We start from the raw sequence: 14,480 nt of genomic DNA, 5'->3' as shown, positions 1-14,480 counted from the left end.
CACCGTTTCCGGCAGCCGTCCCCCTTCCGTTGATCACCCGCTAGGAGCTGACGCATGTCCCTGACCGACGACATCACCACCCCCGCCGACAACGCCGCCATCCCCGGGCCGGCGACCCCCTACCAGGGCGACATCGCACGTTACTGGGACCACGAGGCACGGCCGGTCAACCTTCGCCTCGGCGACGTGGACGGCCTCTACCACCACCACTACGGCATCGGCGACGTCGACCAGGCCGCCATCGGCGACCCGGCCGACAGCGAGCGCGAGAAGAAGGTGATCACCGAGCTGCACCGCCTGGAGTCCGCGCAGGCCGAGCTGCTCCTCGACCACCTGGGCGCGGTTCCGGCCGACGCCACCCTGGTGGACGCCGGCTGCGGCCGCGGCGGCTCGATGGTGATGGCCCACCAGCGCTTCGGCTGCCGGGTCCAGGGCGTCACGCTCTCCGCCAAGCAGGCCGAGTTCGGCAACAACCGGGCCCACGAGCTGGGCATCGGCGACTTCGTCCGCTCGCAGGTCTGCAACATGCTCGACATGCCGTTCGAGACCGGCCAGGTGGCGGGCTCGTGGAACAACGAGTCCAGCATGTACGTCGACCTGCACGACCTGTTCGCCGAGCACTCCCGGATCCTCGCCGTCGGCGGCCGGTACGTGACCGTCACCGGCTGCTGGAACCCCGCCTACGGGCAGCCGTCCAAGTGGGTCTCGCAGATCAACGCGCACTTCGAGTGCAACATCCACTCCCGCCGGGAGTACCTGCGGGCCATGGTTGACAACCGGCTGGTGCCGCAGGCCGTCATCGACCTGACCCCCGCCACCCTGCCCTACTGGGAGCTGCGCGCCACCTCCTCGCTGGTCACCGGCATCGAGGAGGCGTTCATCAACTCCTACAAGGACGGCTCCTTCCAGTACGTCCTGATCGCGGCCGACCGGGTCTGACAGGGTCTGACAGGTCTGACGGTCCGAGTGTGACGGTGGCCTCCCCACGGGTGCGGGGAGGCCACCGTCTTTCGGCTACCGCCGGGTGAAGGTGAGGTGGGTGACGCCGCTCGGGCTGGTCACCGCCTCGGTGCGGAAGCGCTGTTCCAGGCCTTCGAGCCCGTCCCAGAGCCGCTCGCCGCGGCCGAGGACGATCGGCACCACCACCACGTGCAGGTGGTCGATCAGGTCCGCCTCCAGGAAGGCCCGGACGGTGCTCGGGCCGCCGCCGATCCGGACGTCCTTCCCGTCGGCCGCCGCCTTGGCTTGGCGCAGTGCCTCCTCGGGCGTGGCGTCGAGGAAGTGGAAGGTCGTCCCGCCCGCCATCTCCAGCGTGGGGCGCGGGTGGTGGGTGAGGACGAAGACCGGGGTGTGGAACACCGGGTCCGGCCCCCACCAGCCCTTCCACTCGTGGTCCTGCCACGGGCCGCGCTGCGGGCCGAACTTGTTGCGCCCCATGATCTCCGCACCGATGCCGTCGCTCCAGGTGCGGGCCATCGCGTCGTCGACGCCGGTGTCGCCGCCGGTGTCGCCCTCCCGGCCGTGCATCCGCCGGAAGGTCCGGGTCTGGAAGAACCAGCCGTGCAGCCGGTCGCCGGCGTGGCCGAACGGCGAGTCGAGGCTCTGCCCCTCGCCCGTTCCGTAGCCGTCGAGCGAGATCGAGAAGTTGTGGACGCGGACCAGGGACACGGGAGTTCCTCCGGTGCTCGGTGCTCGGTGCTCAGGCGCGGACCGGGCCGCGCCTGCTGGACGGCCCACGCTAACCCGGGCGGGAGCGGTACAGCCGTCACGCTATTGTCGTGTTTTCTTCACCCGGAGCTCGCCCTGGTGGGCGATGCTTCGTCCGACCGTCCGGGAGGGGCGGCCGGAGGCACATCCGCACTTGGGGGGACAGTACCTGTGACCGTACGCCGCACCGCCGCCGCCATCCTGGCGGCCGGCCTGCTCGCCGCCGCCGCGGCCCTGATTCCGACGACCGCCGACGCGGCGCAGGACGCGGCCGCGAGCGGCCCGGGGGACCTGCCGTTCGGCTCGGCCACCACCGTCGGCCTGCACAACACCTACGACCCGGCCGCCTACCCGTACCTCGCCCAGGGGCTCGACACCGGCACCGGGATGATCGAGCTGGACATCTGGACGGACATCGTCACCAAGGAGTGGAAGGTCAGCCACTCCAACCCGCTCGGCAACTCCAACAACTGCACCGCCGCCAGCACCCCGGCGCAGCTCTACAGCGGCGGCGCCAACAAGAACCTGGAGAACTGCCTCGACGACGTCCGGGTCTGGCTCGGCGCCCACCCGGGCGCCGGCCCGCTGGTGGTCAAGCTGGAGCTCAAGGCGGGCTTCTCGGCCAACCTCGGCATGGGGCCGACGGAACTGGACGCGCTGATCGCCGCCCACCTGGGCCCGGCCGCGCTGCGCCCGGCCGACCTGCTCGCCAAGCCGGGCGGCGGCTCGTACGCCAGTGTCGACGAGGCGGTGCGGGCCGGCAACTGGCCGAGCCGCGCGGCGCTGGCCGGAAAGGTCCTGCTGTACGCGATCCCGGGGACGGTCGAGGAGAGCAACCCCTTCGACACCCTGCACACCGACGTCGAGTACGGCCGCCACCTGCGCGACCTCGCCGCCGCCGGCCGGATCGGCGACGCCCAGCTGTTCCCCGCCGTGCACGGCGCCAAGACCGGCGACCCGCGCGCCGCGTACACGGGCGCGGACGCCGGGATCCGGCCCTGGTTCGTGGTCTTCGACGGCGACGCCGCCAGCTACCTCAACGGCGTCGACACCGCGTGGTACGACCGCTCGCACTACCTGCTGGTCATGACGGACGCGCACAACGTGGCGCCCGCCATCAGCGCCACCGACCCGACGCCGGACCAGGCCCGCGCCCGCACCGAGCAGCTGGCCCGGGCGCACGCCAGCATCGTCTCCAGCGACTGGCGCAAGCTGCCGGCCGTCCAGTCCCTGGCCCTGCCCCGGGGCTGACGCCGAGACGCCGGACGCGCCACCGGGGCGGTGAACGCCCCGGTGGCGCAGGCGTGTCCGGCCTCGCCTCGGCTCGGCTCGGCTCGGCTCGGCTTCGCGCAGGGCGGGCCCGGAGCGGCTGCTGTCCATGCCAAGTCCGCTGTGGGTACGTCGAGTTGACCCGAGATGAAGAGTTGGATCAGGGCTTTCGGCGGGCCGGGGCGGTCGCCATGCTGGTTGTCATGACCCGAACTCTACGCGCGTGGAAGTCCCGCGCCGCCGCCGTCACCGCCGTTGCCCTGATGACCCTCGCGCCCGTCGCGGTCGCCACCGAGGCACACGCCGCGGTGAGCGGCTCGGTGTGCCTGTCCGCCCTGCCGTCGCAGGCGCGCACCACGCTCAACCTGATCGCCTCCGGCGGGCCGTTCCCGTACAGCCAGGACGGCGTGGTGTTCCAGAACAAGGAGCGCGTGCTGCCGAGCCAGTCCTCCGGCTACTACCACGAGTACACCGTGGTGACGCCCGGCTCGCCGACCCGCGGCACCCGCCGGATCGTCACCGGCCAGCGCACCCGCGAGGACTACTACACCGGCGACCACTACGTGACCTTCCGCCTGATCAACTTCGGCTGCTGACCCGCTGTTCACGCTCCCGGGCTCCCGGGCTCCCGGCGCAACCGGGGCCCCGGGAGTGCCGCGCCACCGCCGCGCCGCACCCCGGTGAGCGCCCTGCCCGAGGGCCGTGCGGCCGCGCGCGGTAGCGTCGCCGTACTGTCCGAGGAGCCCCGCGCGGGCTCCGTCTCCTGGGAGGTCCCCGTGCCGCAGATCCTGGTCGACCACTCCGCCGGCCTCGACCTCGACCAGGCGGGCTTCGCCGAGGAGGTCCACCGGCTGATCGCCGAGGTGATCGACACCACCGTGGCGGACTGCAAGACGCTGTTCCGCCCGGCCGGGTGCCACCTGGTCGGCGACGGGGCGGCCGGGCGCGCGGTGGTGCTGGTGGAGGTCAAGATCCTGGCCGGCCGCAGCACCGCGCAGCGTGCCGAGCTGACGGCCCGGGTGCTCGCCGCGCTGGAGGCCCGCCTCGACGTGCCCGCCGCGATCGGCGTGGAGGTCACCGAACTGGACCGCGAGACCTACCGCTTCGTCCACCACCCCGGCCGGTAACACCACCCCGGCCGGTAGCGCCGGGCCGCCGGGGGCGGCGGACCTCGCCGCGTCCGATACCGCGCCACCTCGATCGGTGCCATGCTGAGGCCATGACAGATCGGACCGGAACCACCCCGCCGCGCGAGGAGCCGCAAGCCGGCCGGCGGCGACGGGAGTTGGCCGCCGCCACGGTGGGCTCGGTGGTCGAGTCCTTCGACTGGAACATCTACGCCGTCCTCGCCCCGTACTTCGCGGCGGACCTCTTCGGGCACGGCAAGGGCGGGGTCAGTGGCCTGCTCGGGGCGTACGCGACCTTCGCGGTCGGGTTCGTCGCCCGGCCGGTCGGCTCGTACCTGATCGGGCGGCTCAGCGACACCCGGGGGCGGCGCTTCGCCCTGACCCTCGGCATGTCCGTGATCGCCGCCGCCAGCCTCGGCATCGCCGTGCTGCCGGACCAGCGGACGATCGGCGCCTGGGCGGCGGTCCTGGCCGTCGCCGCGCGGGTGGTGCAGGGGCTGGCCTTCGGTGGGGAGGCGCCCAGCGTCGCCGCGTACGTGACCGAGACGGCCCCGCCCCGGCACCGCTTCGCGTTCAGCTCGGTCTCCTACGGCGGGATCATCGTCGGCTCGCTGCTCTCCTACGGGGTGCTCGCGCTGCTGCTGCACACCCTCGGCAAGTCCGGTGTGACCGACGGCGGTTGGCGCTGGGCCTTCGTGGTCGCGGCGCTGCTCGGGCTGGCCGCCGTCTGGGTGCGCCGAGCGGCCCCGGAGAGCGCGGAGTTCCGCCGAGCCCGGGCGGAGTCGACGGGCGCCCGCCCGCCGTTCCTGCGGGTGCTGCGCGAGCACCGCTGGGCGGTGCTCACCGTCTTCCTCAACACCCTGGGCGGGACGGTCGGTTACTACTTCGCCCTGGTCTACCTGCCGCAGTACGCCGCCGCCTACGGGGTGGTCGACCGGGAGGAGGCGACCTCCTTCATGACCGTGGTGCTCGCGGTGGTGCTGGCCACCATGCTGCTCAGCGGCGCCGCCGCCGACCGCTTCGGCCTGCTGCCGGTGGCCCGGGCCGGGTTCGCGCTGCCGGTGCTGCTGGTCCCGGTGCTGCTGATCGGGCTGCGGCAGGGCTGGCTGCCGTTCCAGGTCGTCGCCGTGCTGCTGGGGATGCTGGTGGCGACGGTGCTCGGGACGCTCAACGTCTTTACCGGCCTGCTGTTCCCGACGGAGGTCCGCGCCCTCGGCCTGGGCGTGGTCAACGCGGCCACCATCGCCGTGTTCGGCGGCTCCTTCCCGCTGCTCGCCGAGTGGCTGCACGACCACCACCGCCTCGGCCTGATCCCCGGCTACGTCACCCTCTGCACGCTGGGCCCGGCGCTCGGCCTCGTCACCGCCCTGCGGGTGCCGTCCTTCGCTGCCGCCGTGGGGGCTCCGGCCATCAAGGCGCGCGGCGGGCGGGTGTCGTCCCGAAGTGGCTGACGTTCGATCATGTCCTGTGGTTGAGTGGGACGGGAACGAACGTGCGGAAGGGCAAGACATGGAGAACAGCGGTCCGGACGGCTGGCTGACCGGGGTCCGGTTCGAGGAGGCGCCGCAGGTGGACCTGCGCACCGACCGCGCGCACCCGGCCCGGGTCTACGACTACCTGCTCGGCGGCAAGACCAACTTCCCGGTGGACCGCGAGGTCGGCGACCGCATCCTCGGGGAGTGGCCCGGCTCGCGCACCGCCACCGTCGCGGCCCGCGCGGTGATGCACCGGATGGTCCGCCGGCTGGTCGAGGTGCACGGCGTCCGCCAGTTCCTGGACGTCGGCACCGGCATCCCCACCACGCCCAACCTGCACGAGGTCGTCCAGGCCGTCGACCCGTCCTGCCGGGTGGTGTACGTCGACAACGACCCGATCGTGCTCGCCCACTCGCGCGCGCTGCTCACCAGCACCCCCGAGGGCCGCACCGCCTACGTCGAGGGCGACCTGCGCGAGCCGGGGAGGTTCCTGGCCGATCCCGCGGTGGCCGCCACCCTGGACCTCGACCGGCCGATCGCGCTGACGCTGATCAACATCGTGCACTTCCTCTCCGACGAGGCCGCGCACCCGCCGGTCCGCAAGCTGGTCGACGCCCTGCCCTCCGGCAGCTTCCTCGCGCTGACCGCCGGCACCGCCGACTCGATTCCCGACCTGGTCGCGATCGGCTCCCGCCGCTACTCGGAGGCCGGCATCGAGAACCACCTGCGCCCCCGCGCGGGCGTCGAGCGCTTCTTCACCGGGCTGGAACTGGACGACCCGGGCGTGGTGCTGATCAACCGCTGGCACCCGGAGCTGGGCGAGGGCCCGGTGCTCGGCGACCACGAGGTGGCGGCCTACGCGGGGCTGGGCCGCAGGCCGTAACGGTTTCTCCGCTCTACGGCGCCAGGGCGAGTTTTGCCGCGCCCGCGTCCCGGCTGAGCACCACCGAGCGGATGTGCTCCAGGGCGCGGGCGTAGTCGGCGCGGCCGGGGTCGCGGCGGACGGCCTCGCGCAGGCCGAGCACCCGGTAGGGCGGCCCGAGGTCGGTGATCTGCGGGACGAACTCGGCCCGGCCCACCGTCCAGCGCAGCCCCGGCCCGGCGGGCGGGGGGACGGTGAAGCGGGCGAGGGAGCTCCAGTTGCCGCGCGGATCCTCGGCGCCGTCGTAGGTGAACATGTGCCCGGCGAACTGGTCGCCGAGGCCGTAGACCGTCCAGGTGTCGCCGATCTTCTCGTAGGCCTGCGGGATGTGGGCGCGGGTGCCGAGGATCAGGTCGATGTCGGGCTGTCCGGGAGCCGGTTCGACGGCCGGCTCGCGGGCGAGGGTGAGCTGCTGCTCGTCGCCCGCAGGTCACCCGGGAGGCGCGTCACCCCCTGTACGCGGACACCCCGAGTGTGGTGACATAGCCATGTCAATTTCGGGGCCGCGCTCGAAGTGCCAAGTCGCTCGGACCGCCAACGAGCTCGGAACGTCACCGCGCTCGGAACATCACCGCGCTCGGAGCGCCAACGCGCCGGCCCCGGCTCCGTGGACGATCGAAGGGGAAGCCCATGCTGCTCCGTGTACTGGCCACGACCGGAATCGCCGCAACCCTGTTCGCCTCGCCGACCCTCGGTTCCGGCGTGCTCCCGACGCCGCCGGATCGGATCGTCATCGACGTCGCGACCGTCAACGGCTCCGGCTGCCCGGCGGGGACGGCCGCCGTGGCCGTCTCCCCGGACAACACCGCCTTCACCGTGACCTACAGCAGCTACCTCGCCCAGGTGGGGGTCGGCTCGAAGCCGACCGACTTCCGGAAGAACTGTCAGCTCAACCTGCGGGTGCACGTCCCCCAGGGCTTCACCTACGCGATCGCCTCCGCCGACTACCGCGGCTTCGCCCACCTGGAGAAGGGTGCGACCGGCACCCAGCAGGCCGGCTACTACTTCCAGGGCGACCCCGCGACCGTCCAGCTGAGCCACCACTTCAGCGGCCCCAAGGACGACAACTGGCAGGCGACCGACACCGTCGACGTCGCCGCCCTGGTCTTCGCCCCCTGCGGCGAGGAGCGCAACTTCAACATCAACACCGAACTGCGGGTCGGCGCCGGCAGCTCGGACCCGAACAGCACCACCAGCTTCATGACCATGGACTCGACGGACGGCAGCATCAACACCGTCTACCACCTCGCCTGGAAGCAGTGCCCCTGATCTCCGGCGCTTGACCCCCGGGCCCTGTGCCCGACTCCCTGTGCCCGACTCCCTGCGCCCGGCCCCGGCGGAGCCCCCGACCCCTGCCGGGGCCGACGCATGCCCTCCGTCGTACCGGTGGTGACCGTCCGTCATATCGATCGTTTCCGCATGCACATGTCTGTACAGTGCTCCGGGTCGACACCCCCACTCGGCAGGCGGAGCTCCATGACGATCGCACGCAGGTCCATCCTCAAGGGCACATCCGCGGCCGGCGCCGCGCTGGTCGCGGGCGGTGCGGCCGCCCAGCCGGCCGCGGCGGCGAACCCGGAGGCAAGCCCGGACGCGGGCCGGGAGGCGGGGCCCGCCGCGAGCCCGCTGCTGCGGTCCACCCCGCACCGGACCGGGGCGCCCAGCGTGAGCGGGCTGCACCTGCAGTTCGGCACGGACCCGTCCGCCGACATGACGGTCTCCTGGATCACCCCGCAGTCCGTGCGCCGCCCGCAGGTCCGGCTCGGCTCACCGGACGGCGGCCTCGGCCGTGTCGTCGAGGCGCAGACCCGCACCTACCGGGACGCCCTCGGCAAGGAGGAGGTGTACGTCCACCACGCCCGCCTCACCGGCCTGCGCCCCGCCACCACCTACCTCTACACCGCCGGCCACGACGGCGCGAGCCCCGAGCCGGGCTCCTTCACCACCGCCCCGCGCGGCCGGGCGCCCTTCACCTTCACCAGCTTCGGGGACCAGGCCACCCCCAACCTCCGCCGCCAGGTGGTCTTCCCCGACGGCATGCCGTCACCGCTCGGCAAGTACCCGGTGTTCACCAGCAGCCAGGTCGGCACCCCGCACTCCGCCGACATCGTCGCCGCCGTCGAACGCGTCGGCCCGCTGTTCAACCTGGTCAACGGCGACCTCTGCTACGCCTCCTACAGCGGCCGGCACGGCCAGAGCCGCACGCTGACCTGGGCCGACTGGTTCATCAACAACAGCCGCTCGGCCCGGCTGCGCCCCTGGATGCCCTGCGCCGGCAACGGCGAGAACGAGGCCGGCAACGGCCCGATCGGCGCCCTCGGCTACCAGACCTACTTCGAACTGCCCGACTCCGCGGCCGCCGACGACGCGGAGACCCGGGGCATGTGGTACGCCTTCACGGTCGGCTCGGTGCGCTTCATCAGCCTGGCCAACGACGACGTGGCCATCCAGGACAGCGGCGACCACTATCTGCGCGGCTACTCCGGCGGGGCCCAGCAGCGCTGGCTGGAGCGCGAGTTGCGGTCGGCGCGGAGCAGCCGGGCGATCGACTGGATCGTGGTCTGCATGCACCACCCGATGATCTCCAGCTCGCAGCACGGCGCCGGCAGCGACCTCGGCATCCGCGAGGCCTGGGGCCCGCTGTTCGACGCCTACGGGGTCGACCTGGTGGTCAGCGGCCACGAGCACTACTACGAGCGCTCCCACCCCGTCCGCGGGACCCTTCCCAACGACACCCGCACCCCGGTGCCGTCCGACACCGACCTCCACACGGTCGACACCGGCCGCGGCACCGTCCACATGGTCATCGGCGCCGGTGGCAACGCCGCCACCACCCAGGACGACCTGTTCGGGGAGCCCAAGGGCCGGGTGGTCGTCGCCCTGGAGGACGCGCCGCGCCCGCCGGCCCCGTACCGGCAGTCCGTGTGGCTGACCGAGGACGCCCCGTGGGCCGCCGTCCAGGACCGGCAGCACACCCACGGCTTCGCGGCCTTCGACGTCGACCCCGGCGACCGGCGCGGCGGTCTGACCAGGATGCGGGTGACGTACTACACCTTCGACGGCCCGCACGGGGACCTCACCCCGGTCGACACCTTCACCCTGCAGCGGCCCCGCAGCGACCGTCGTTAGGGACGGGCCGTCAGCGCCGGAACAGGCCGGTCAACGCCCGCCACCAGCCGCGGCGCTGCGCCGGGATCCGTACGGCGGCCGGTGCCTCCGCCTCCTCCACCGCCGGCGACTCCGCCGGCGCGGGTTCGGGTGCGGCGACGGCCGCCGGCTCCGGGGCGTCGACCGGCTTGGAGTCGGGGTGCGGCTCGATCTCGCGCGGGGTGAACTCCACCGGCAGCTCCACCAGGTGCCGGGAGATCCAGGCGGAGGTCCAGGTCAGCTCCTCCTCCGGCACGGCGAGCCGAAGGTCCGGCAGGAGGGTCAGCAGGATGTCGATCCCGGCCTCGGCGACGGAGCGCCCGATGTCCTGGCCGGGGCACTCGTGCGGGCCGGCGCCGAAGGAGAGGTGGGAGCGGTTGCCGTACAGCGGGGTGGCCAGGTCGGGCCGGACGACCGGGTCGACGTTGCCGGCCGCGAGTCCGAGCAGCAGCAGGTCACCGGCCCTGATCTGCTGCCCGCCCAGCTCGGTGTCGACGGTCGCCCAGCGGCCGGCCACCAGCGACATCGGCGGGGAGTCCCACAACACCTGGTCCAGCGCCTCGCCCAGGGTCATCTGACCGCCGGACAGGTGGGCGCGGAACCGGGGGTCGGTGAGCACCATCTTCAGGGTGTCCGCGATCAGGTTGACGGTGGTCTCGTTCGCGGCGAGCAGCACCACCCGCAGGTGCTCCATCACCTCGTCGTCGGTCAGCCCGGCCGGGTGCTCCATCAGCCAGGTGACCAGGTCACCGCCCGGGTCCTCGCGCTTGGCGGCCATCGTCCGGCGCAGGCTCGCCACCACGTACTCGTTGCTGGCGATGGCCGTCTCGGTGCCCTTCATGAGGTCCCGGGCGGCGTTCACCAGCTGTGGTCCGTACTCGTCGGGCATGCCGAGCAGCTGGGTCATGACGAGCATCGGCAGGTGCTCGGCGAACTGGGTGACCAGCTCGGCCCGGCCGGTCTGCCCGACCACCTGGACCAGCTCGGTGGTGAACCGCCGGACGTGGCGGCGCACGCCGCGCCGGTCGAAGCGGTTCAGGCCGTCCAGCACGGCGCCGCGCAGCCGCCGGTGCTCCTCGCCGTCCGCGAACACGCACAGCGGCTGCCAGGCGATCACCGGCATCAGCGGCGAGTCCATCGGGACGTCACCGTCGCGGAACGCCGACCAGAGGCGGGAGTCGCGGGAGAACAGGGACGGCGAGCGCATCGCGGTGATGTTCGCGCCGTGGCCGAGGATCAGCCAGGCCGGGAGGTCCCCGTGCAGCAGGACCGGGGCCACCTCGCCGTGTTCGGCGCGCAGCTTCTCGTACAGGCCCGCCGGGTCGGCCTCGGCCTCCGGCCCGTACAGGCGCCGGACGCCGCCGGGGCCGAACGGTTCGAGGGCGCGCCCGTGGGCCGGGCAGCCGGGCGGCGGGGTGGGGGCGGCGTCATCGGGGAACGGGGTGCTCACGGGCTCTCCGGGGTCGGGTGGGGTCGGCGGGGCGGACGGGGGGTTCGGCTGGCGGGGTGCGCGGGCGGCCCCGGGCGGGCGGTCGTCAGCGGGTGGGCGGGACCGCGAGCTCGTACAGGTACCGCATCAGGGTCATCAGGGTGTCCCGGCTGGACTCGCGGCTGCGCGCGTCGCAGGCCACGATCGGCACCTCGGGCGGCAGGTCGAGGGCGGCCCGCAGCTCGTCGACCGGGTGCGCCGGCGCCTCCGGGAAGCCGTTGACGGCCACCACGAAGGGCACGCCGCGGTCCTCCAGCCTCCCGATCACCTCGAAGCTGACCTCCAGCCGGCGGGTGTCCACCAGCACCACCGCGCCCAGGGCGCCCTCGAACAGGCCGTTCCAGAGGAACCAGAACCGCTCCTGCCCGGGGGTGCCGAACACGTACAGCACGAGCTGGTCGCTGATGCTGATCCGGCCGAAGTCCATCGCCACCGTGGTGGAGGTCTTGCGTTCGACCCCGGTGGGATCGTCCACGCCGACCCCGGCCTGGGTCATGGTCTCCTCGGTGGTCAGCGGGCGGATCTCGCTGACCGAGCCGACCAGCGTCGTCTTGCCGACGCCGAAGCCGCCCACGATCACCACCTTGACCGCCATCGCGACGGAGTCCGGCAGCAGGTCCGAGGCGGCCGGCCCGACCACCGTGTCAGAGCCTTTGAAGTCCATGGATCACCGCCTCCAACAGGGCACGGTCGGGAAGTTCCGCCTTGGGGACGGCGGCGCGGGCCTCGATCCGCCCGTCGTCGAGCAGGTCCGCCAGCAGCACGGTGACGACGCTGGTGGGCAGTTCGAGGTAGGCGGAGACCTCCGCCACCGAGAGCGGCGAGCGGCACAGCCGCAGGATGGCCGCGTGCTCGGGCTGCATGGTGGGCGTCGGCTCCGCGCGGGAGACGATCAGGGTGACCAGGTCGAAGACGCCCGGTCCGGCCGGGCCGCTGCGGCCGCGGGTGATCACGTACAGGCGGGCGGGGTCGGGACCGTCCCACCCGTCCTGGTCGGCCGTCGTCATGTGCCCGCCTCGCTGTGCTCGTTCATGTGCGCACTCCGCGGTGCCGGGTCAGGCGGTCGCGGTCCCGGTCCCTGTCGCGGTCGGGACCGGGACGGCGCACCGGCCGCCGCTGCGTCCGACGCTGCGGCCGGTTCACGCGACCACCTCGGGGTTGCGCGGGGGAGTGGCCAGGTGCTCGCCGATCCGGGCGACCAGGTCGCGCATCTGCTGGCCCACCAGCCCGGCGTCGACTCCCTCGTCGGCGAGCACCGCGAGGTACGCGCGGGAGGCAGCCGCCATCAGGTAGAAGAAGCCGCCGTCCACCTCGATCACCACCAGCCGCATCGAGCCGTCGCCGTGCGGGAACTCCTGCCCCACCGCCGCGGCCAGGCTCTGCAGCCCGGCACAGGCGGCGGCGAGCCGGTCGGCGGTGTCCGGATCGGTGCCGTGCTGGGCGATCCGGAGGCCGTCGCCGGAGAGCACGACGATGTGGCGGATGTACGGCACGCTGTCTGCGAGGTCCTTGAGGATCCAGTCCATGTTGCTGCGGTGCGGAATCACTGCTCGCCTTTCCCTGCCGTCTCTTCATTGGTCTGACCGGCCGAACTCGCGGCCGGTCCATGGCCGTTGATCCCCTCGGTGAACGCCTCCAGCCAGAGGCCGGGCTGTACCGGCTCCTTGGCGTGACGCCCTCCCGTCCCCGGGGCGGGGCCCGCGGCGGGCCCCGAGGCCGGGTTGCCGTACTGTCCGGCGGTCCGGGCCGATCCGGGGTAGCCCGCCCGGGGGGTGGGCGGGCGGCGCCGCCGTTGCGGCAGGCCGTTCGCGGTGCGCTCGGTCACCACCACCTCGTCGTCCCCCGGGCCCGGCCCGCTCGGCGCCCACGGGCCAGGCGCCCCGAAGGACGGCCCGATGGACGGTCCGACGGACGGCCCCGTCACGCCGGTCGCCGCCGCCCGCGCCCCCCACGGGGCCGCCGACTTGGGCGGGTTCGCCGGGAGCGGCCGGGGGCCGGAGAACGCGCCGATCCCGTGCGCCCGCCCGGTCGGGGGCGCGGTGGTGACCAACTCCTGCGGCACCACCAGCACGACCCGGACGCCGCCGTAGGCGGAGCGGCGCAGCGAGATCTGGAAGCCGTACGCCTGGCACAGACGGCCGACCACCGCGAAGCCCAGCCGGGGCGACTCGGTGAGGTCGTCCAGGTCCTTCGAGACCTGGGCCTCGCGCAGGCTGCGCTCGGCGCGGATCCGGGCCTCGTCGGTCAGGCCGAGGCCGCCGTCCTCGATCTCGATCGCTATGCCGCTCTGCACCTCGGCGGCGCTCAGGTGCACGTGGGTGTGCGGCGGCGAGTAGCGGGTGGCGTTGTCGAGCAGTTCGGAGACGGCGTGGATCAGCGGCTCGACGGCCGGTCCGATCACCGACACCTGGGCCACCGGGTGCAGGTCCACCCGCTGGTACTCCAGGATGCGCGACATGCCGCCGCGCAGCACGCTGTAGAGCGCCACCGGCCTGGTCCACTGACGGCCGGGGCGGGCGCCGGACAGGACGGCGATGCTGTCGGCGAGGCGGCCGGTCAGCGCGTTGCCGTGGTCCAGGCGCAGCAGGTCGTCGAAGACCGCCGGATCGTTGCCGTGCCGGTCCTCCATCTCGCGCAGGTCCTTGGCCTGCCGGTGGATGATCGCCTGCACCCGGCGGGCGATGTTGACGAAGGCCCGCTCGGCGGAGTCGCGCCGGTTCACCTCGTCGTCGACGGCGACGATGATCCCGCGCACCACCGACTCCAGCGCGCCCCGGAACTTCGGCGCGGCCAGCGGATCGCGCACCTGGTACGACCGGGCCAGGCTGTCCATCGACGCGCCGTACCGGGCCCGGGCCACCAGCCTCGGCAGCTCCTCCTTCGCGAGCCGCACGGCCTCGGCCTCCTGGCCGGCCAGCCGCCGCTGCAACTCGCCCACCTGCCGGGCGTGCTGCTCCCGCAACGCGGCCAGCGCACGCCCCCGGCGGGCCGACTCGGCGGCCACCACGGCCACCAGCACCGTGCCCGTCGCCCCGCACCAGAGCACCTCCGCACGGACCCCGGCGGACACCACCGCCGCGGCGGCCGCCACGGCCGCCGCCATCACGGCGGTGGGCAGCAGCCACCCGAGCAGGGGCGCGGACGGCCGTCTGGCGGGTGATGATCCAGCTCGAAGCATTCTCGGCATCCTCAAACGATCGGAACAGTACGGGGACGGGCGACGGCCGGCGCCGGAGGCATGGTGATGCAGCATAGCCAAGTTCAGGACAATCCTGACGGAAGTTCAAGAATCCAGCTGTACAGCCGACTTGTCCTGCCGTGCCGGACATGCCGGACATCTCGCA

Annotated in this window: 15 protein-coding genes; 8 read left to right on the top strand and 7 right to left on the bottom strand. The window is 73.2% G+C overall.

Annotation, left to right across the window (positions count from 1 at the left end):
• The first annotated feature begins 54 nt into the window (after positions 1-54).
• Positions 55-939 carry a geranyl diphosphate 2-C-methyltransferase gene (locus tag AB0P03_RS34290; RefSeq protein ID WP_363632505.1) on the top strand — a complete coding sequence of 295 codons (885 nt, stop codon included), beginning with the start codon at positions 55-57 and terminating at the stop codon, positions 937-939.
• A gap of 75 nt (positions 940-1,014) precedes the next feature.
• On the opposite strand, the gene AB0P03_RS34285 is transcribed toward AB0P03_RS34290, so the two are convergent.
• Positions 1,015-1,668, bottom strand: coding sequence for a dihydrofolate reductase family protein (locus AB0P03_RS34285; protein WP_363632503.1), 654 nt, complete (start codon positions 1,666-1,668; stop codon positions 1,015-1,017).
• Between the two features lie 210 nt (positions 1,669-1,878).
• Here AB0P03_RS34285 and AB0P03_RS34280 point away from each other — a divergent pair, with 210 nt between their 5' ends.
• The 5 genes from AB0P03_RS34280 (at position 1,879) to AB0P03_RS34260 (ending at position 6,461) form a co-directional block, all read left to right on the top strand.
• Positions 1,879-2,958: a phosphatidylinositol-specific phospholipase C domain-containing protein gene (locus AB0P03_RS34280; protein ID WP_363632502.1), complete on the top strand. Its 1,080-nt coding sequence runs from the start codon at positions 1,879-1,881 to the stop codon at positions 2,956-2,958.
• Between the two features lie 281 nt (positions 2,959-3,239).
• On the top strand, positions 3,240-3,572 hold the full coding sequence (locus tag AB0P03_RS34275) for a ribonuclease domain-containing protein (protein ID WP_363587179.1): 333 nt from the start codon (positions 3,240-3,242) through the stop codon (positions 3,570-3,572).
• Between the two features lie 180 nt (positions 3,573-3,752).
• On the top strand, positions 3,753-4,103 hold the full coding sequence (locus AB0P03_RS34270) for an isomerase (protein ID WP_363632501.1): 351 nt from the start codon (positions 3,753-3,755) through the stop codon (positions 4,101-4,103).
• Positions 4,104-4,195: 92 nt separating this feature from the next.
• The gene (locus tag AB0P03_RS34265) at positions 4,196-5,554 is read left to right on the top strand and encodes an MFS transporter (RefSeq protein WP_363632499.1); all 1,359 of its coding nucleotides are present in this window, start codon (positions 4,196-4,198) and stop codon (positions 5,552-5,554) included.
• 58 nt (positions 5,555-5,612) lie between these two features.
• Positions 5,613-6,461: an SAM-dependent methyltransferase gene (locus tag AB0P03_RS34260; protein ID WP_363587151.1), complete on the top strand. Its 849-nt coding sequence runs from the start codon at positions 5,613-5,615 to the stop codon at positions 6,459-6,461.
• Between the two features lie 13 nt (positions 6,462-6,474).
• On the opposite strand, the gene AB0P03_RS34255 is transcribed toward AB0P03_RS34260, so the two are convergent.
• Positions 6,475-6,756 carry a hypothetical protein gene (locus AB0P03_RS34255; RefSeq protein ID WP_363632497.1) on the bottom strand — a complete coding sequence of 94 codons (282 nt, stop codon included), beginning with the start codon at positions 6,754-6,756 and terminating at the stop codon, positions 6,475-6,477.
• Between the two features lie 374 nt (positions 6,757-7,130).
• On the opposite strand from AB0P03_RS34255, the gene AB0P03_RS34250 reads away from it, so the two are divergent.
• Together AB0P03_RS34250 and AB0P03_RS34245 are read left to right on the top strand one after the other, a co-directional pair.
• Positions 7,131-7,769 (top strand): DUF4360 domain-containing protein, encoded by a 639-nt coding sequence (locus tag AB0P03_RS34250; RefSeq protein WP_363632496.1) that lies wholly within the window; start codon positions 7,131-7,133, stop codon positions 7,767-7,769.
• A 207-nt stretch (positions 7,770-7,976) separates the two neighbouring features.
• Positions 7,977-9,629 carry a metallophosphoesterase family protein gene (locus AB0P03_RS34245; protein ID WP_363632494.1) on the top strand — a complete coding sequence of 551 codons (1,653 nt, stop codon included), beginning with the start codon at positions 7,977-7,979 and terminating at the stop codon, positions 9,627-9,629.
• A gap of 10 nt (positions 9,630-9,639) precedes the next feature.
• On the opposite strand, the gene AB0P03_RS34240 is transcribed toward AB0P03_RS34245, so the two are convergent.
• The 5 genes from AB0P03_RS34240 to AB0P03_RS34220 form a co-directional block, all read right to left on the bottom strand.
• Positions 9,640-11,097, bottom strand: coding sequence for a cytochrome P450 (locus AB0P03_RS34240; RefSeq protein ID WP_363632493.1), 1,458 nt, complete (start codon positions 11,095-11,097; stop codon positions 9,640-9,642).
• 85 nt (positions 11,098-11,182) lie between these two features.
• Complete coding sequence (locus AB0P03_RS34235) at positions 11,183-11,800, bottom strand: ATP/GTP-binding protein (RefSeq protein ID WP_363587156.1); 618 nt, start codon at positions 11,798-11,800, stop codon at positions 11,183-11,185.
• Positions 11,781-12,143 (bottom strand): DUF742 domain-containing protein, encoded by a 363-nt coding sequence (locus tag AB0P03_RS34230; RefSeq protein ID WP_063345928.1) that lies wholly within the window; start codon positions 12,141-12,143, stop codon positions 11,781-11,783. Before AB0P03_RS34230 ends, AB0P03_RS34235 begins: the two co-directional genes overlap by 20 nt.
• Before the next feature lie 132 nt (positions 12,144-12,275).
• Positions 12,276-12,662: a roadblock/LC7 domain-containing protein gene (locus tag AB0P03_RS34225; protein WP_208869028.1), complete on the bottom strand. Its 387-nt coding sequence runs from the start codon at positions 12,660-12,662 to the stop codon at positions 12,276-12,278.
• A gap of 17 nt (positions 12,663-12,679) precedes the next feature.
• The gene (locus AB0P03_RS34220) at positions 12,680-14,314 is read right to left on the bottom strand and encodes an ATP-binding protein (RefSeq protein WP_363587157.1); all 1,635 of its coding nucleotides are present in this window, start codon (positions 14,312-14,314) and stop codon (positions 12,680-12,682) included.
• Positions 14,315-14,480: the final 166 nt, after the last annotated feature.

It is taken from the genome of Kitasatospora sp. NPDC088779, assembly GCF_040685395.1.
Lineage (GTDB): Bacteria > Actinomycetota > Actinomycetes > Streptomycetales > Streptomycetaceae > Kitasatospora.
Note: the sequence above shows the minus strand (reverse complement) of the source record. Positions and strands in the feature narration are given on the sequence as shown.

Coding starts and splice junctions, on each gene's coding strand:
- AB0P03_RS34290 (WP_363632505.1), top strand. CDS start 55: ATGTCCCTGACCGACGACATCACCACCCCCGCCGACAACGCCGCCATC.
- AB0P03_RS34275 (WP_363587179.1), top strand. CDS start 3,240: ATGACCCTCGCGCCCGTCGCGGTCGCCACCGAGGCACACGCCGCGGTG.
- AB0P03_RS34265 (WP_363632499.1), top strand. CDS start 4,196: ATGACAGATCGGACCGGAACCACCCCGCCGCGCGAGGAGCCGCAAGCC.
- AB0P03_RS34260 (WP_363587151.1), top strand. CDS start 5,613: ATGGAGAACAGCGGTCCGGACGGCTGGCTGACCGGGGTCCGGTTCGAG.
- AB0P03_RS34255 (WP_363632497.1), bottom strand. CDS start 6,756: ATGTTCACCTACGACGGCGCCGAGGATCCGCGCGGCAACTGGAGCTCC.
- AB0P03_RS34250 (WP_363632496.1), top strand. CDS start 7,131: ATGCTGCTCCGTGTACTGGCCACGACCGGAATCGCCGCAACCCTGTTC.
- AB0P03_RS34245 (WP_363632494.1), top strand. CDS start 7,977: ATGACGATCGCACGCAGGTCCATCCTCAAGGGCACATCCGCGGCCGGC.
- AB0P03_RS34235 (WP_363587156.1), bottom strand. CDS start 11,800: ATGGACTTCAAAGGCTCTGACACGGTGGTCGGGCCGGCCGCCTCGGAC.
- AB0P03_RS34230 (WP_063345928.1), bottom strand. CDS start 12,143: ATGACGACGGCCGACCAGGACGGGTGGGACGGTCCCGACCCCGCCCGC.
- AB0P03_RS34225 (WP_208869028.1), bottom strand. CDS start 12,662: ATGGACTGGATCCTCAAGGACCTCGCAGACAGCGTGCCGTACATCCGC.
- AB0P03_RS34220 (WP_363587157.1), bottom strand. CDS start 14,314: ATGCTTCGAGCTGGATCATCACCCGCCAGACGGCCGTCCGCGCCCCTG.